Below are 19,367 nucleotides of genomic sequence, written 5' to 3'. Positions count from 1 at the left end.
CTGTCCCTTTCTCGAACACGGAGTGGTCACGTCACGATCTGGCTCGTCGCTCGAGCGAGCGCGGTTCTGCGTAGGTCGCGACCGGACGCCTCTCGGCGCCGATCGCGAACAAGGTGAGGCCGCCGGCGAGACCACATGCCGCCATGAACAGCCACGTGGTGTGGAAGGCGGAGACGTCCGGGCGAGCACCGAGCACTGCCGCGACGACGGCGACGCCGAGCGCGAGCCCGACCTGGCGGCACATCGACAGCATCGCGGTACCGGTGGCGAAGCGCTCGGGCGGAAGCGACAGCGTGGCCGCCCCGGCAAGGCTCGGCAGCACGAGACCCGAACCCATCCCGGCGATGATCGCCGACGGGAGGACGCTGGAGACGTAGTCCGGGCTGATGCCCGTCGCGACCGCGGCCCAGACACCCCCGATCGCGAACAGGACGCTGCCGGCCAGCCCGACCAGACGCGCCCCGTGCCGGGCCGCGAGCAGGCCGCCGGGCACGGCGAACAGCGCGGACATCACCGGCCCCGGCCCGATCTCCAGTCCGGCGCGCAGGACCGAGTGATGCCAGACCTGCGTCAGGAAGAGCGTCGAGGCGAGGATCATCACCCCGAATCCGCTGAAGAACACCATCGTCGCGAGGTTCGCGAGCCCCACGGCCCGGATCCGCAGGATGGCGGGCTCGATGACGGGGGCGGGGTGCCGGAACGCGCGCCACACGCTCAGGGCGACCCCGAGCGCACCCAGGACGATCAAGCCGAGGACCCGGGCGCCGCCCCATCCCCAGGCCTGACCCTGCACGATCGCCGCGACGATCGCCGCGACGGTCGCCGCGAGCACCAGGGCGCCGAGCACGTCGGGAGCCGAGCGTGTCTCCTCGCGGACCTCCTGCAGCGTGCGCCAGCCGATGAGCACCGTGAGGGCGCCGATGGGGAGGTTGACGAGGAACACCCAACGCCAGTCGGCCTGCACGAGAAGCCCGCCGATCGGCGATCCGGCCGCGGCGGCCGCGCCGCCCATCGCCGACCACAACCCGATCGCGGCGCCGCGTCGCTCCGATGGGAAAAGGGGGAGCAGCAGGCCGAGCGAGCTCGGCAGCATCAGGGCCCCGCCGAGGGCCTGCAGGACACGAGCGGCCACGAGCAGGCCGAGCGAGGGGGCCGCGGCGCAGCCGGCCGACGCCACCGTGAACAGCGCGAGGCCGCTCAGGAACGCCAGCTTGCGTCCGGACCGGTCCGCCCACCGGCCGGCGGGCATCATGAACGCCGCGAACGCGATCGCGTAGGCGCTGAGCACCCATGAGAGGTCGCTCAGGCTCGACGACGGGAACGAGCGCAAGAGGTCCGAGAACGCGATGTTGACGATGAACAGGTCCAGCGAGGAGATGAAGACGCCGGAGAGGACGACGGCGATGGACAGGCCTCGCCGGAGCGCGTTCTGGTTCATGCGTGGAGCCACCTCTCGGTCTCTTCCGCGGTCGCCGCGGCCGCGGCCTCGATCAGGGCGAAGTGATCGGCGGCGATCTCGACCTGGTCGTCGCTGACCTCCCACGCGGGCCAGCCGTGGCCGTCATCACCCGCGCCGGGCGGTTCGCCCGCTCGGATCAGCAAGGTCGGGACGGCGATCCGCGTATGGCGGCGCTCGGTCAGCAGACGCAGGTAGGTGCCCATGGCGAGCCAGTCGGCGTCGTCGAAGGAGACGGTCTCGTGCTCGCGCCCGAGGATCTCCGTCATCACGAGGGAGAAGACGCGATCGGTCTCCTCGCCCTCGGGGGTGGGGGTGTCGATGAGGACGACGCCGGCCGGAGCGACGCCGGCGTCCTCGAACCGGGCGGCGAGGGAGTGCGCGAGGACGCCTCCGATCGAGTAGCCGACCAGGACGAAGGGAGCGTCGCCCACCGCCCGGCGGATCGAGGCCTCGAGGACGTCGATCGCGGCGGTCCAGGACCCCGGGGCCGGCTCGGTGCCGCGGAATCCCGGCAGCGAGCAGACGAAGACGTCTCGCGCGCCCTCGAAGCGATCGGCGAACCGCATGAACTGATGCGGACCGGAGCCGACCACGAACGACGGCACGCAGACCAGCTTCGGCAGCCCGGTTCCCGAGGCGAGCCGCACGACGTATCCGTCGTCGTCTCCCAGCTCGGCGGCCGACGCGAAGGCCGGACGGAACCTCGACGCCTCGGTCAGCATCGGCAGCGTCTCGGCGATCGATCCCGCGGTGTGCGCGTGGCGCAGCAGCGTGCCGAGCGTTCCGTGGCCGTTCTGGTGCACGGGACGGGCACCGTTGACGTTCGAGGGCGCGGACCACGCTTCGCCGACCTCTGCCAGGAGGAGGTGCGCGACCGCGGCCGACGTCGGGTGGTCGAAGATGAGCGTGGTGGGCAGTCGCAGTCCGGTCGCCTGGGTGAGCCGGTTACGTATCTCGACCGCGGCGAGCGAGTCGACGCCGAGTTCCTTGAACGCGCTCGCGGGATCGACGGTGCCGGGCGAGGAGTGTCCCAGCACCGCGGCCACCTGCGCCTGGACCAGCCCGAGCACGACCTTTTCCCGCTCGGCCTCCTGCACCCCGGCGAGCCGCTGCGCGAGCGATCCGCCCGCGGACTCTGCGCGCCGTGCCGGCGCGCGGACCAGCCCGCGCAGCAGCGCCGGCAGCACACCCGCCCGCGCCTGGGTCCGCAGCGCACCCAGATCGAGGCGTACGGGCACCAGCAGCGCCGCGTCGAGCCGCCGTGCCTGGTCGAACAGCTCCAGCCCCAGGCTCGTCGGCAGAGGCTCCACTCCCATCAGCCCGAGCCGCGCGAGATCGGCCTCACCGAGCTCACCCGCCATGCCGCCCGCGTCGGCCCACAACCCCCAGGCCAGCGACACCGCCGGCAGGCCCTGCGCACGGCGCCTGGCCGCCAGGGCGTCGAGGGAGGCGTTGGCCGCGGCGTAGTTGCCCTGCCCGGGTCCGCCGATCAGCGCCGCCACCGAGGAGAACAGCACGAACGCCGACAACGGCATGTCCGCCGTCAGCTCGTGCAGATGCAACGCCGCATCGACCTTGGGACGCATCACCCGCCCGACCTGCTCCGGCGTCAGCGACTCGATCAACCCGTCGTCCAGCACACCAGCGGCGTGGACCACCGCGGTCAGCGGATGCTCCAACGACCCGAGCAAACCGGCGAGCTGATCGCGGTCGGCGACGTCGCACGCGACGACCCGCGCCTGGCAGCCCAGCGCTTCCAATTCCCCGACGAGCTCCTTCGCGCCGGCCGCGCCGGGGCCGCGCCGGCTCACCAGCAGCAGCCGCTTGACCCCGCGGGCCTCGGCCAGGTGCCGGGCCAGCACCGCCCCGAGACCGCCGGTGCCGCCGGTGATCAGGACCGTCCCGTCCGGATCCAGCGGCGGTGGCTCCGCGCCCGCCGGCGCCGCCGGCGTCCGCGCGAGCCTCGGGGCGAGCGGTCGGCCCTGGCGCACCGCGAGCTGCGGCTCGTCCAGGGCGGCCAGCGCCCCCCAGTCCGGGTCGCCGCCCTCGCCGTCGAGGTCGACGAGCACGAACCGCCCGGGATGCTCGGACTGCGCGCTGCGCACCATTCCCCACACCGGCGCCTGCGCCAGATCGGGGGCCTCCTCACCGACTCCGACTCCCCGGCGCGTCACGACGATCAGCCGCGAGCCCGCCAGGTCCGTACTGGCCAGCCACCGCTGCAACAGCTCCAGCGTTCGCCCGGCGACCCCGCGCGCGGCCTCCGCCGCACCAGCGTGATCCGCCGCAGAACCGCCGATCGCGGCGACCACGACATCCGGCACCGCCACACCTCCGGCGACCGCCCGTGTCAGCGCGTCCAGGTCCGCGTAACGTTCCCCTGCCCCGGCGACGCCCGCACCGACCAGCGCGACCCGCGCCGGCCCGGTGTCGCCGCCGGCCGCGACCGCGGCCCACTCGATCTGGAACAGCGACCTGCTGCCCGACCGCTGGGCGCTCTCGAGCCGCGCCTGCTCGACCGGACGGGCGACGACGGCATCGACCGCCACGACCGTTGTCCCGGTCTCGTCCACCGTGTCGAGCCGCACCGCGGAGTCACCGGTGGCGACGGCACGGACGCGCAGCCGGGAAGTGCCGTGACGTTCGAGCCGCGCACCGGTCCAGCTGAACGGCATCTTGTGCCGGCTGCCATCGCCGTCGCTGAGCAGGACCGCGCCGGTCTGGACCACCGCGTCGAACAGCGCCGGATGGATGCCGAACCCCTTGGCGGCGTCGATGTGATCGTCGGAGAGCGCGACCTCGGCGTAGACCTCGTCGCCGTCGCGCCAGGCCGCCCGTACGCCCTGGAAGACCGGGCCGTAGTCGTAGCCGATGTCGGTCAGGCGCTCGTAGAGCGCGTCGACCGAGAGCGGTTCGGCACCCTCCGGGGGCCACGCCACGGGGAACGCCGCCGGAGGTTCCGCCGTCACGCCCAGTACCCCGCGTGCGTGGCAGGTCGGCTCACGTTCGCCGTCCTCGCCGGCGGTTTCGGGGGACGAGTAGATCGCCACCTCCCGGCGGCCGTCCCGGTCGGCCTGCGCCACCGTGACCTGTACCTGCACGGCGGCGCCGTCGTCCAGGATCAGCGGGGCCTCGAGGACCAGTTCCTCGACCACCGGGCTCGCGACATGCCGGCCCGCGGCGAGGGCGAGCTCGACCAGCGCGGTGCCGGGCACCACGACGGTGCCCAGCAGCACATGCTCAGCCACCCAGGGCTGCGCATCGGCCGACAGACGCCCGGTGAACACCCACTCGTCGCGGTCCCCGACCCGGACCGCGCCCGCGAGCAGCGGGTGATCGACGTGCCCGAGCCCGGCCGCGGCCGGGTCTCCGGCGTCTTTGCCCGCCATGAGCCAGTAGTGCTCGCGTTGGAAGGCGTAGGTGGGGAGTTCCACCCGCTGTGCCCCGCTGTGGGCGTAGAAGGCCGGCCAATCGACCGTCGCTCCGGCGATGTGGGCTTGGCCCAGGAACGCGGCGAAGGTCTCGGCCTCCGGCTGACGGGCACGCAGCGCCGACACGAACACCGATGACGACGTGGTGCCGGTCTCGGCACTCACCTCTGGGTCCTCGTCGATCGCCTGGCGCGCGAGGGCGGTGAGCACCCCGTCCGGGCCCAGCTCCAGGAACCGGGAGACGCCCTGCTCCCGGAGAGTGCGGACACCGTCCAGGAACCGCACCGCCCGACGAACATGATCCACCCAGTAGCCCGGATCCGTCAGCTCTCCCGACACCACCTGGCCGGTCACGTTGGACACGACCGGGATGCGCGGCTCGCTGAAACTGAGACCCTCGGCCACCTGCCGGAAATCGGCCAGCATCGGCTCCATCCGCGGTGAGTGGAACGCATGACTGACCCGCAACCGCGAAGTCTTACGGCCCTGCCACTGCGGCAACCACTCCTCCACCGCCTCCAGGTCACCCGACACCACGACCGCTCGTGGGCCGTTCACCGCCGCGATCGACAACCGCCCCTCGAACCCGGTCAACGACCCGGCGACCTCCTCCTCGGAAGCCTGCACCGCCACCATCCCGCCACCAGCAGGCAGGGAACCCATGAGCCGGCCCCGGGCCGCCACCAGCGCACACGCATCCGGAAGCGACAACACCCCGGACACATGCGCCGCCACCAGCTCCCCCACCGAATGGCCGATCAGCACATCCGGGCGAACACCCAGGGACTCCAGCAGCCGGAACAACGCCACCTCGACCGCGAACAGCCCGGCCTGCGTGAACTCCGTGGCGTCCAGCAGACCAGCCTCGACCGACCTCTCAGGAGCCCACAGCAGCTCCTTCAATGGCCGGCCGAGCCGCCCGTCCAGCTCACCGCACACCTCATCCAGCGCCCGCGCGAACACCGGATACACCGCGGCCAGACCCGCACCCATCCCCGGACGCTGCGCACCCTGACCCGAGAACAAGAACGCGGTCCTGCCCCCCACCACCCAGCCCTCGAACACCCCGGACGCCGGCTCTCCATCAGCGAGGGCACCCAACCCGGCCAGCAACCCCGCACGATCAGCCGCCACCACCACCCCACGCCGCTCCAACTGAGCCCGCGTGGTCGCGAGGGAGAAACCCACATCGACCGGCTCGAGCTCCGCACGAGCCACCAGATGAGAGCGCAACCGCTCGGCCTGTGCCCGCAACGCCACCTCGCTCCGGGCGGAGACGAGCACCGGCACCGCAGGAGGCACGGCATCCGGATCCTCGGCCGGCTCGGTGTGCTGTGTCTCGGCCGGCGGCTCCTCGATGATCACGTGGGCGTTCGTGCCGCTGACGCCGAAGGAGGAGACGGCCGCGCGGCGCGGCCGTTGGGAGGCCGGCCATGCCTCGGCCTCGGTCAGCAACCGAATCTGCCCGGCCTCCCAGTCGACATGCGGCGAGGGAGCATCGACGTGCAGGGTCGCGGGCAACCGGCCGTGCCGCATCGCCAGGACCATCTTGATCACCCCGGCCACTCCGGCGGCGGCCGAGGTGTGCCCGATGTTGGACTTGATCGAGCCGAGCCGGAGGGGACCGTCCTCTCGCTCGCGCCCGTACGTGGCCAGCAACGCCTGCGCCTCGACCGGGTCCCCGAGCCGGGTCCCGGTCCCATGCCCCTCCACGGCGTCGACGTCACCTGGCTTGAGACCGGCGTTGGCCAGCGCCTGGCGGATCACCCGCTCCTGCGACGGACCGTTGGGGGCCGTGAGCCCGTTGCTGGCCCCGTCCTGGTTGACCGCACTGCCCCGCACCACTCCGAGCACCCGGTGGCCGTTGCGACGCGCGTCCGACAGCCGCTCCAGCACCAGCAGGCCGAGTCCGTCGGAGAACCCGGTCCCGTCCGCCGCGGCGGCGTACGACTTGCAGCGCCCGTCCGGTGCCAGGCCCCGCTGCCGGCTGAACTCCACCAGCAGGAACGGCCCGGTCATCACCGTCACTCCACCGGCCAGCGCCAGCGAGCACTCTCCCGAACGCAGCGCCTGCGCGGCCAGATGCAGCGCCACCAGCGACGAGGAGCACGCCGTATCGACCGATACCGCCGGCCCCTCCAGGCCCAGGCTGTAGGCGACGCGGCCGGAGAGGACGCTGGTGGTCGTGCCGGTCAGCCGGAACCCCTCGAGTTCCGGCGTCATCGCTCCGCCGTAGTCTGTGGACACGGCGCCGCAGAACACTCCCGTGTCCGTGCCGCGCAGGGAGGTCGGGTCGATGCCGGCGTCCTCGAACGCCTCCCACGCGGCCTCCAGGATCAGGCGCTGCTGCGGATCCATCGCCAGTGCCTCGCGCGGGCTGATCCCGAAGAACCCCGCGTCGAACTCCCCCGCCCGGTCGACGAACCCCCCGCCGCGCGCGTACACGGTGCCGGGCCGGTCGGGATCCGGGTCGTAGAGGCGCGCGAGGTCCCAGCCGCGGTCCTCCGGCAGCCCCGAGACGGCATCGCGTCCCGCTGCCACGAGTTCCCACAGGTCGTCCGGGGACATGGCGCCCCCGGGGTAGCGGCAGCTCATTCCCACGATCGCCAGCGGCTCATCCGCCGTCGCACGCGACCGCGACCGGCGGGCGACCGGCCGCGCGGCCTCGACTCCGCCGACCTCTCGCAGCAGCAACCCCACGACCGCCGCAGACGTCGGATAGTCGAACACCAACGTGGTGGGCAACCGCAGACCCGTGACCTGCGACAGCCGATTACGGATCTCCACCGCCGCCAGCGAGTCGACACCCAACTCCTTGAACGCCCGCACCGGGTCGATGCCGGCGGGCGAGGCATGCCCCAACACCGCAGCCACCTGCGCCTGCACCAACCCGAGCACGACCTGTTCCCGATCACCCTCGGCAACACCCGCCAGCCGCTGCGCGAGCGACCCACCCGCGGACTCCACCCGCCGCACCGGCACCGACACCAACCCGCGCAGCAGCGCCGGCAGCACGCCCGCCCGCGCCTGCGCCCGCAGCGCGCCGAGCTCGAGCCGGATCGGTACGAGCAGCGCCGCGTCGAGCCGCTGCGCCTGGTCGAACAGCCCCAGACCCACCTCGACCGGCAGCGCACCCAGACCCATCCGCTCCAACCGGGCGAGCTCGGCCTCCTCCAGCCCCCCGCTCATCCCGGTACCAGCGGCCCACAGCCCCCACGCCAGCGAACTCCCAGGAAGCCCCGCAGCGCGACGCCAAGCCGCCAAAGCATCCAAAGAAGCGTTCGCAGCCGCATAATTGCCCTGACCAGGACCACCGATCAACGCCGCCACCGAAGAGAACACCACGAACGCCGCAAGGTCCATCCCCGCCGTCAGCTCATGCAGATGCACCGCCCCATCCACCTTCGGACCCATCACCCGCTCAAGCCGCTCCGGCGTCAACGACTCGATCACACCGTCATCCAGCACCCCCGCCGCATGCACCACCGCCGTCAACGGACACTCCAGCGACCCCAGCAACCCAGCAACCTGATCACGATCCGACACATCACACGCCGCGACCCGCACCTGGCAGCCCAGCCCCTCCAGCTCCCCGACCAGCTCCGCCGCACCCTCCGCAGCCAGGCCACGACGGCTGACCAGCAACAACCGCTTGACGCCACGCGTCCGGGCAAGGTGCTCGGCGAACACCGCCCCCAGGCCACCGGTACCCCCGGTGATCAGGACCGTCCCGTCCGGATCCAGCGTCGGTGGCTCCGCGCCCGCCGGCGCCGCCGACGTCCGCGCGAGCCTCGGCACCAGCAACCGACCCGCACGCACCGCGAACTGCGGCTCCTCCGAACCGATGAGCGACCCCCAGTCGGGGTCGTCGCCCTCACCGTCGAGGTCGACCAGCACGAACCGGCCGGGATTCTCGGACTGCGCGCTGCGCACCAACCCCCACACCGGCGCCTGCGCCAGATCCGGGGCCTCGTCGCCCACCGCGACCCCACGGCGCGTCACCACGACCAACCGCGCATCCGCCAGGTCCGCACTGGCCAGCCACCGCTGCAACAACCCCAGCGCCTGACCGGCGACCGCACGCGCCCCCTCGGCCGCACCAAGACCGTCCGCCACCGACCCACCGACCGCCGCGACGACCACGTCCGGGGCCGCCGCCCCCTCGGCCACCGCCCGCTCCAACGCGTCGAGGTCCTCGTAGCGCTCGGCCCCGGCGACCTCACCGAGACTCGCGACGCGCAGCGGGCCCGCCCCGTTCTGTCCCGCGGGCGCGACCTGGTTCCACTCGACCTGGAACAGCGACCTGCTCCCCGATCGCTGGGCGCCCTCGAGCCGCGCCTGCTCGACCGGACGGGCGATCATGGCATTGACCGCGACGATCGTTGCCCCGGTCTCGTCCACCGCGTCGAGCCGCACCGCGGAGTCGCCGATGCCGACGACGCGGACGCGCAGCCGGGAGGTGCCCAGGTGTTCGAGCCGCACACCTGTCCAGCTGAACGGCATCTTGTGCCGGCTGCCGTCCCCGTCGATCAGCAGGACCGCGCCGCTCTGCACCGCCGCGTCGAACAGCGCCGGATGGATGCCGAACCCCTTGGCGGCGTCCACGTGATCGTCGGAGAGCGCGACCTCGGCGTAGACCTCGTCGCCGTCGCGCCAGGCCGCCCGTACGCCCTGGAAGACCGGGCCGTAGTCGTAGCCGATGTCGGTCAGCCGCCCGTACAGGTCGTCGACGGAGAGCGGCTCGGCGCCCTCCGGCGGCCACTGCTCGGGCCAGGCCGCGACGCGTTCGGCCTCCGGTGCGAGCATGCCTCGCGCATGGCGGGTCGCCTCGCGCTCACCGTCGCCTTCGGCCGCGGCTTCGGAGCGGGAGTAGACGGCGACGTCGCGGCGGCCGTCCTCGTCGGGCTCGCCGACCGTGACCTGCAGCTGGACCGCGGCACCGTCCTCGATGATCAGTGGGGCTTCGATGACCAGTTCGTCGACCACCGGGCTCGCGACATGCCGGCCCGCGGCGAGGGCCAGCTCGACCAGCGCGGTGCCGGGCACCACGACGGTGCCCAGCAGCACATGCTCAGCCACCCAGGGCTGCGCATCGGCCGACAGACGCCCGGTGAACACCCACTCGTCGCGGTTCCCAACGCGGACCGCGCCCGCGAGCAGCGGGTGGTCGAGGCGTTCGAGCCCGGCGGCGGCCGGGTGGCCCACTCCGGTGTCCGGGGAGAGCCAGTAGCGTTCGCGCTGGAAGGCGTAGGTGGGCAGTTCCACCCGCTGCGCCCCGCTACTCGCGTAGAAGGCCGGCCAATCGACCGTCGCCCCGGCGATGTGGGCCTGGCCCAGGAACGCGGCGAACGCCTCGGCCTCCGGCTGACGGGCACGCAACGCGGGTACGAACACCGCGTCGTCCTCGTCGATCGACTGACGCGCCAGAGCACTCAGCACCCCGTCCGGGCCCAGCTCCAGGAACCGCGACACACCCTGCTCCCGGAGAGTGCGGACCCCGTCCAGGAACCGCACCGCCCGGCGGACGTGATCCACCCAGTAGCCAGGGTCGGTCAGCTCTCCCGACACCACCTGGCCGGTCACGTTGGACACGACCGGGATGCGCGGCTCGCTGAAACTGAGACCCTCGGCCACCTGCCGGAACTCGGCCAGCATCGGCTCCATCCGCGGTGAGTGGAACGCGTGACTGACCCGCAACCGCGAGGTCTTACGGCCCTGCCACTGCGGCAACCACTCCTCCACCGCCTCCAGGTCACCCGACACCACCACCGCCCGTGGGCCGTTCACCGCCGCGACCGACAACCGCCCCTCGAACCCGGTCAACGACCCGGCGATCTCTTCCTCGGAGGCCTGCACCGCGACCATCCCGCCACCCGCCGGCAGGGAACCCATGAGCCGGCCCCGGGCCGCCACCAGCGCACACGCATCCGGAAGGGACAACACCCCGGACACATGCGCCGCCACCAGCTCCCCCACCGAATGGCCGATCAGCACATCCGGGCGAACACCCAGGGACTCCAGCAGCCGGAACAACGCCACCTCGACCGCGAACAACCCCGCCTGCGTGAACTCCGTGACGTCCAGCAGACCAGCCTCAGCCGAGCCCTCCGCGGCGAACAGCAGCTCCTTCAACGACCGGCCCAGCCGCCCGTCCAACTCACCGCACACCTCATCCAACGCCCGCGCGAACACCGGATACACTGCCGCCAGACCCGCACCCATACCGGCGCGCTGCGCACCCTGACCCGAGAACAAGAACGCGGTCCTACCCCCCACCACCCGGCCCTCGAACACCCCTGCGGCAGGTTCACCAGCCGCCAGCGCACCCAACCCCGCCAGCAACCCCGCACGATCCGACGCGACCACCACCGCACGGTGCTCCAACTGCGCCCGCGTGGTCGCCAGCGAGAAACCCACATCCACCAGTTCGAGCTCCGCACGAGACAGCAGATGAGAGCGCAACCGCTCCGCCTGTGCCCGCAACGCCGCCTCGCCCCGGCCCGACACCAGCACCGGCACCACCGGGGGCCGGGAGGGCTCGTGCGCGTCGTCGGCGGCCTCGTCATCGACCGCCGGCGGCTCCTCGATGATCACGTGCGCGTTCGTGCCGCTGATGCCGAACGAGGACACGCCCGCCCGGCGGGGTCGTTCTGAGGACGGCCATACCTCGGCCTCGGTCAGCAACCGGATCTGCCCGGCCTCCCAGTCGACGTGCGGCGAGGGGGCATCGACGTGCAGGGTCGGCGGCAGCACCCCGTGCCGCATCGCCATCACCATCTTGATCACACCGGCCACCCCGGCGGCGGCCGAGGTGTGGCCGAGGTTGGACTTGATCGAGCCGAGCCGCACCGGGCCGTCCTCGCGCTCACTCCCGTACGTCGCCAGCAACGCCTGCGCCTCGACCGGGTCCCCCAGCCGGGTCCCGGTCCCGTGCCCCTCCACGGCATCGACCTCGCCCGCGCTCAGCCCGGCGTTGGCCAGCGCCTGGCGGATCACCCGCTCCTGCGACGGACCGTTCGGCGCGGTGAGCCCGTTGCTGGCCCCGTCCTGGTTGACCGCACTGCCCCGCACCACTCCCAGGATCCGGCGGCCGTTACGACGCGCGTCCGACAGCCGCTCAAGCACCAGCAGCCCCAGCCCGTCGGAGAACCCGGTCCCGTCCGCCGCGGCGGCGTACGACTTGCAGCGCCCGTCCGGTGCGAGGCCCCGCTGCCGGCTGAACTCCACCAGCAGGAACGGCCCCGCGAGCACGGTCACCCCGCCGACGAGGGCCAGCGTGCAGTCACCGGAGCGCAGTGCCTGGGCGGCCATGTGCAGCGCCACCAGCGAGGAGGAGCACGCCGTGTCCACTGTCACCGCGGGGCCTTCGAGACCGAAGCTGTACGCGACCCGGCCGGAGACGACGCTGGTCGTCGTGCCGGCGAGCCGGAACCCTTCGAGTTCCGGCGTCATCGCTCCGCCGTAGCCCGAGGACACGGCGCCGCAGAACACCCCCGTGCTCGAGCCGCCCAGCGAGGTGGGGTCGATGCCCGCGTCCTCGAACGCCTCCCACGCCGCCTCCAGCATCAGGCGCTGGGGAGGGTCGGTCGCCAGCGCCTCCCGGGGGCTGATGCCGAAGAACCCCGCGTCGAAGTCGCCCACGCCGTCGACGAACCCGCCGGCGCGCGCGTACACGGTGCCGGGCCGGTCGGGATCCGGGTCGTACAGGCGCTCGAGGTCCCAGCCGCGATCCTTCGGCAGCCCCGACATCGCGTCACGGCCCTCGGCCACCAGCTCCCACAGGTCGGCCGGCGAATCGACTCCGCCGGGGTAGCGGCAGCTCATCCCCACGATCGCCACCGGCTCGGTGGACTGGGCCAGGAGCCGCCGGTTCTGCTGCTTGAGGCGCTCGGTCTCCTTGAGCGACCTCCGGAGTGCCTCGACGAGGTCGTTCTGATCGGCGGCCATGCCTACGCCTCCATGTCCGGGCGCGCAGCGGCGACCGCGTTGCCGGCTGTTCTCATGCCACGTCCTCTTGGGTCATCCGGATCAGGGACTCGACGTCCATGTCGTCGATCGACGCGGCGGCTCCCGGCGCCGGCGGGCCCTCGTCGTCCGGGCCTCCGTTCGCCAGTTCGAGGAGGGTGTCGAGCAGCCCCGCGTTGCGCAGGCGTCCGATCGGGATGGACGTCAGCACGTCGCGGATCTCGTCCTCCTCCGACTGCCGGTGGCCGTTCGTCGCGGCGCCCGGCATGGCGACCGGGATCAGGTACTGCGCGACCGCCGTGGGCGTCGGGTGGTCGAAGACGAGCGTGGTGGGCAGCCGCAGGCCGGTGGCGCGGGTGAGCCGGTTGCGGAGTTCGACGGCCGCGAGGGAGTCGAAGCCGAGTTCCTTGAACGCGCGGTCGGGGCCGACCGCCTCGGGTGAGGCGTGTCCGAGGACGGAGGCGACCTGTGCGCGAACCAGGTCGAGCGTGATGCGCTCCCAGTCGGGCTGCGGGGCGCCGGCCAGCCGCTCGGCGAGCGAGCCGCCCGCGGACTCCGCGCGCCGCGCCGGTGTGCGGACCAGCCCGCGCAGCAGTGCCGGAAGCATGCCCGTCCGCGCCTGGGCCCGCAGCGCGCCGAGCTCGAGCCGGACCGGTACGAGCAGCGCCTCGTCGAGTCGCCGCGCCTGGTCGAACAGCTCCAGGCCGAGCTCCGCCGACAGCGCGCCGAAGCCCGTCCGCTCCAGCCGGGCGAGTTCGGCCTCGTCCAGGCCGGCGGTCATCCCGGTCGCGTCCGCCCACAGCCCCCACGCCAGCGAACTCCCGGGAAGCCCCTGGGCACGACGCCGGGCGGCCAGAGCGTCGAGGAAGGCGTTCGCGGCGGCGTAGTTGCCCTGACCGGGGCCGCCGATCAGCGCCGCGACCGAGGAGAACAGCACGAACGCCGACAGCTCCATGTCCGCGGTCAGCTCGTGCAGATGCAGGGCGGCGTCGACCTTGGGGCGCATGACCCGCTCGATCTGCTCCGCGGTCAGTGACTCGATCACACCGTCATCCAGCACCCCGGCCGCGTGCACGACCGCGGTGAGCGGGTGCTCCAGCGACGCCAGCAGCGCGGCGAGCTGTTCACGATCGGCAACGTCGCACGCAGCGACCCGCGCCTCGCACCCCAGCACGCCGAGGTCCGCGACGAGCCGTTCCACCCCCTCGGCCGCCGGACCACGGCGGCTGACCAGCAGCAGCCGCCTGGCACCATGCGTCCGGGCGAGATGCTCGGCGAGCACCGCCCCGAGACCACCGGTGCCACCGGTGATCAGCACCGTCCCGTCCGGGTCGAGCGGCGCCGGGACCGTGAGGACGACCTTGCCGATGTTCCGGCCTTCGCGCAGGAACCGGAACGCCTCGCGGCCGCGGCGCACGTCCCAGGTCCGGATCGGCGCGTGCTGGAGCACCCCTTGCTCGAACAGGGCGACGACCTCGCGCAGCATCTCCTGGATACGGTCCGGTCCTGCCTCGAACAGGTCGTAGGACCGGTAGCGCACCCCGGTGTGCCGGCGCGCGACGGCCTCCGGATCCCGGAGGTCGGCCTTGCCCATCTCGATGAAGCGGCCACCTCGCGGTAGCAGCTCCAGCGATGCGTCGACGAACTCCCCGGCGAGGGCGTCCAGCACGACGTCCACGCCGTCCCCCCCGGTGACCTTCAGGAACTTGTCGCGGAACCCGAGGTCGCGCGAGGAGGCGATCCGCTCATCGGTGATGCCGAGGGCGCTGACCGCCTGCCACTTCGGCGGGCTCGCCGTCGCGAACACCTCCGCCCCCAGGTGGCGGGCGAGCTGGACGGCCGCCATCCCGACGCCGCCGGCCGCGGCGTGCACCAGCAGCCGCTCGCCCTGCGCCAGGCCGGCGAGGTCGACCAGCCCGTAGTACGCGGTCAGGTACACCACCGGCACCGATGCCGCCTGCGCGAACGAGAAGCCTGCCGGCATCGGCACGATCATCCGCCGGTCCACCACCGCGACCGGCCCGAAGGCGTCGGTGACCAGGCCCATCACCCGATCGCCCGGCGCGAGGTCCGTCACCGCGGAGCCGACATCGAGGACCACCCCCGCCGCCTCGCTGCCCAGCGGGGCGTCACCCGGGTACAGGCCGAGCGCGATCAGTACGTCCCGGAAGTTGAGACCCGCGGCCCGTACCCGGACCCGCACCTCGTCCACGCCGAGCGGCCGGTCCCCTTCCGACGGGGTGATGGCCAGGCCTTCGAGCGATCCCTTCCGTTCGATCGACAGCCGCCAGGCGCCGTCCGGCGCACTCGCCGGCACGCGCGCGAGCCGCGGGGTCAGCAGCCGGCCCTCGCGCACCGCGAGTTGCGGCTCGTCCAAGCCGATCAGCGAGCCCCAGTCCGGCTCGCCGGCCGCACCGTCGAGGTCGACGAGCACGAAGCGTCCGGGATGCTCGGACTGCGCGCTGCGCACCATTCCCCACACCGGCGCCTGCGCCAGATCCGCGGCCTCGTCTCCGACCGCGATGCCGTGGCGGGTCACCACCACCAGGCGCGCGTCGGTGAGCCGCTCGCTCGCCAGCCACCGCTGCAGCAGCCCGAGAGTGCTCTCAGCGACCGCCCGCGCCGCGCCGGCCTGGTCCCCGGCCGGGGTGTCGATCGCGGCGACGACCGCGTCGGGCGCGACGGCACCGTCGGCGAGCGCCCGCTCCAGGGCGTCCAGGTCCGCGAACCGCTCCCCGGCTCCGTCGAGTTCGCCGCCGAGCGCCGCGAGCCGAGCCGGCTTCTGCGGGATGTCGGTGACCGGGACCCAGTCGAGGTGGAACAGCGAGCGCTGCCGGCCGCTCTGCGCGCCCTCGAGCTGCGCCTGCTCGACCGGGCGGAAAGCGAGGTTCTCGACGCTCGCCATCGCCTCGCCGTGCTCGCCGGCGATGTCGATGCGGACCGCGGAGCCGCCCGCCGGGGCGATGCGGACCCGTACCCGCGAGCTCTTCCCCTGCCCGAGCCGTACCCCGGACCACGAGAACGGCAGATCCGCCGGGGACCCCGCCTCCTTCTCCAGCAGCCCGCCGTGCAACGCGGCGTCCAGCAACGCCGGATGGATCCCGAACCCGTCCCCACCGGCGTCGTCGGGAAGCACCACCTCGGTGTAGACCTCCTCGCCGGCGCGCCAGGCCGCCCGCAGCCCCTGGAAGACGGGCCCGTAGTCGTAGCCGGCCTCGGCCAGCCGCCCGTACAGCGCATCGACCGCGACCGGCTCCGCCCCGGCCGGCGGCCACGTCCCGGGGAACGCCACCGGCGGCTCCGCCGCCACGCCCAGCACCCCGCGCCCGTGACAGGTCGCTTCACTCTCGCCGTCCGCACCGGCGGTCTCGGGGCGGGAGAAGATCGCCACCTCCCGGCGGCCGTCCTCATCGGCCCGGCCCACCGTGACCTGTACCTGCACGGCGGCGTCGTCCGCCAGGAGCAGCGGGGACTCGAGGACCAGTTCCTCGATCACCGGGCAGCCCACGTGACGGCCCGCCGCCAGCGCCAGCTCGACCAGTGCGGCGCCCGGCACGATCACCATTCCGAACACGGCATGGTCCTGCGTCCACGGCTGGGCGTCCTGCGACAGGCGACCGGTGAACACCCACTCCTCCCGGTCCCCCACCTGAACCGCCGCGGCCAGCACCGGGTGATCCAGCTGCCCGAGCCCCGCCGCGGCCAGATCTCCCGCCCCGGTGCCGGGCGCGACCCAGTACCGCTCGCGCTGGAACGCGTACGTCGGCAGCTCCACGCGCCGCGCCCCGCTGCCCGCGAAGAAGCCCTGCCAGTCCACCGCCACCCCGGCCACGTGCGCCTCGGCCAGCGACGTCGCGAACCGGTCGAGGCCGCCCTCACCGCGGCGCAGCGAGCCGACCACCTCGACCCGGTTGGCGGCGTCGAGCGCCTGGATCGTCTCGTCGACCGGCATCGTCAGCACGGGGTGCGGGGAGACCTCGATGAAGCAGTTCGCGCCGTTCTCGATGAGCGCCCGGACCGCAGGCTCGAACCCGACGCGCCCGCGCAGGTTGCGGTACCAGTAGGCGGCGTCGAGCTTCGCCGTGTCGAGGAACTGGCCGTCCGCCGTCGAGTAGAACGGGATCTGACCCGACCGCGGCGCGATCGGTGCGAGCGTCTGGAGCAGCTCGTCCTCGATGGCCTCGACGTGGGCCGAGTGGGAGGCGTAGTCGACGGGCACCCGCCGGGACCGGACCCCGTCGTGCTCGCACGCGGCCAGCAGTTCGTCCAGATCGCCGGGCTCGCCGGAGACGACCACCGCCGCGGGACCGTTGACGGCCGCGACCGACACGCGCCCGCCGTACCGCTCGATCCGTTCCTCGACCCGGTCGGCCGGCAGCGCGATGGACACCATCCCGCCGTGGCCGGCCAGCCGCTCGCGCACCGCGCGGCTGCGCAGCGCGACGATCCGGGCGGCGTCGTCGAGCGACAACCCGCCCGCCGTGTACGCTGCCGCGATCTCGCCCTGGGAGTGCCCCACGACCGCCGTCGGTTCGATGCCGTAGGACCGCCACAGCCGGGCCAGGGACACCATCACCGCGAACAGCGCGGGCTGCACCACGTCGACCCGCTCCAGCGACGGCGCGCCGGGCACCCCGCGCAGTACGTCGTCGAGCCGCCAGTCGACGTGCCGCGACAGCGCCTCGCCGCAGGCGGCGATCTCCTCGGCGAAGACGGGCGAGGAGTCCAGCAGCTCCATCCCCATCCGCTCCCATTGGGCGCCCTGCCCGGGGAACACGAACACCGCCTTGCCGCCGGCCACGTGCCCGTCGAGCACCTCCGCCGCGGGTTCGGCTGCGGAGAGCGCCTTGAGCCCGGTCAGCAACGCGCCGCGATCGGCGGCGAGGATCGCCGCGCGACGTTCGAGGTGCGCCCGGGTGGTCGACTGCGCGAACCCGACGTCGAGGAGCGTGAGCTCGGGCCGGGCGATCAGGTGCGCGCGCAGCCGGTCGGCCTGCGCCCGCAGGGCCGCCTCGCTCCGGGCGGAGACGAGCACCGGTACGACCGGCGGCGCGCCGCCCGCCTTCCGCCCTTCCGGCTCGGCGTCCGGTGCCTCGGCCGGCGGTTCCTCGATGATCACGTGCGCGTTCGTACCGCTGACGCCGAACGAGGACACGCCCGCGCGCCGGGGCCGTTCGGAGGCCGGCCACTGCTCGGCCTCGGTCAGCAGCCTCACCTCACCCGCGCTCCAGTCGACGTGCGGCGAGGGGGCGTCGACGTGCAGGGTCGGCGGCAGCACCCCGTGCCGCATCGCCATCACCATCTTGATCACGCCGGCCACTCCGGCGGCGGCCTGGGTGTGGCCGAGGTTGGACTTGACCGAGCCGAGGCGCAGTGGCCCGTTCTCGCGCTCTCGTCCGTAGGTGGCCAGCAACGCCTGGGCCTCGATCGGGTCGCCGAGCGGCGTCCCGGTGCCGTGGCCTTCGACGGCGTCCACGTCCGCGGCGCTCAGACCGGCGTTGGCGAGCGCCTGGCGGATCACCCGCTCCTGCGACGGACCGTTCGGCGCGGTGAGCCCGTTGCTCGCCCCGTCCTGGTTGACCGCGCTGCCCCGGACCACCCCCAGGATCCGGCGGCCATGACGACGTGCGTCCGAGAGCCGCTCCAGCACCAGCAGGCCGACGCCCTCGGCCCACCCCACCCCGTCGGCCGCCGCCGCGTACGGCTTGCACCGCCCATCCGGAGACACCCCTCGCTGGCGGCTGAACTCCACGAACACGTTCGGCCGAGCCAGCACCGTCACCCCGCCCACCAGCGCGAGAGAACACTCCTGCGCCCGCAGCGACTTGCACGCCAGGTCCACCGCGACCAGCGAGGACGAGCAGGCGGTGTCGACCGACACCGCAGGTCCTTCCAGCCCGAACGTGTAACTGAGACGGCCCGACGCGACACTGCCCGCCGAGGCGATCCCCAGGTAGCCCTCGATCTCCGGTCGCCGGTCGCTCAGCCCCGCGACGAACCCGTAGTCCTGGTACATCACGCCGCAGAAGACACCGGTGTCACTGCCGCGCAGGGACGTCGAGTCGATGCCGGCGTCCTCGAACGCCTCCCATGCGGCTTCCAGGATCAGGCGTTGCTGGGGGTCCATCGCGAGTGCCTCGCGCGGGCTGATCCCGAAGAAGTCCGCGTCGAACTCTCCTGCCCGATCCACGAACCCGCCCCCGCGGGTGTAGGCGGTGCCCGGGTGATCCGGGTCGGGGTCGTAGAGGTGCTCGACGTCCCAGCCACGATCGTCGGGGAATCCGGAGATCGCCGAACGTCCTCCGGCCACGAACTCCCACAGGTCCGCCGGGGACGTCACGCCGCCGGGATAGCGGCAGCTCATTCCCACGATCGCCAGCGGTTCGCTCGCGCGATCCTCGAACTCCCGCAGCCGTGCCCGGGTCTCGTTGAGGTCGACGGCGACCCGTTTCAAGTACCGGACGAGCTTCTCCTGCTGCGCGTCGTTGACTTCCACGCTCATGGTCATGTCC

The 19,367-nt window shown here is 73.1% G+C and carries 3 protein-coding genes; all 3 read right to left on the bottom strand.

The annotated features are described in order from the left end of the window. Positions 1 to 31: 31 nt before the first annotated feature. The 3 genes from ACRYCC_RS15670 to ACRYCC_RS15660 are packed head-to-tail and all read right to left on the bottom strand — an operon-like array spanning position 32 to position 19,357. Entirely contained in the window at positions 32 to 1,438 is a 1,407-nt protein-coding gene (locus ACRYCC_RS15670; protein WP_433812659.1) for an MFS transporter, read from the bottom strand. Beyond that, positions 1,435 to 12,837, bottom strand: coding sequence for a type I polyketide synthase (locus tag ACRYCC_RS15665; RefSeq protein WP_433812657.1), 11,403 nt, complete (start codon positions 12,835 to 12,837; stop codon positions 1,435 to 1,437). Before ACRYCC_RS15665 ends, ACRYCC_RS15670 begins: the two co-directional genes overlap by 4 nt. A 52-nt stretch (positions 12,838 to 12,889) precedes the next feature. Then, positions 12,890 to 19,357 carry an SDR family NAD(P)-dependent oxidoreductase gene (locus ACRYCC_RS15660; protein WP_433812655.1) on the bottom strand — a complete coding sequence of 2,156 codons (6,468 nt, stop codon included), beginning with the start codon at positions 19,355 to 19,357 and terminating at the stop codon, positions 12,890 to 12,892. Positions 19,358 to 19,367 lie beyond the last annotated feature (10 nt).

The sequence above is a fragment of the Actinomadura scrupuli genome (genome assembly GCF_050971785.1).
Classification (GTDB): Bacteria; Actinomycetota; Actinomycetes; order Streptosporangiales; family Streptosporangiaceae; genus Actinomadura_E; species Actinomadura_E scrupuli.
Note: the sequence above shows the minus strand (reverse complement) of the source record. Positions and strands in the feature narration are given on the sequence as shown.

What these genes read in the sequence shown, in the direction of transcription:
- ACRYCC_RS15670 (WP_433812659.1), bottom strand. Translation starts at nt 1,438, where the DNA reads ATGAACCAGAACGCGCTCCGGCGAGGCCTGTCCATCGCCGTCGTCCTC.
- ACRYCC_RS15665 (WP_433812657.1), bottom strand. Translation starts at nt 12,837, where the DNA reads ATGGCCGCCGATCAGAACGACCTCGTCGAGGCACTCCGGAGGTCGCTC.
- ACRYCC_RS15660 (WP_433812655.1), bottom strand. Translation starts at nt 19,357, where the DNA reads ATGAGCGTGGAAGTCAACGACGCGCAGCAGGAGAAGCTCGTCCGGTAC.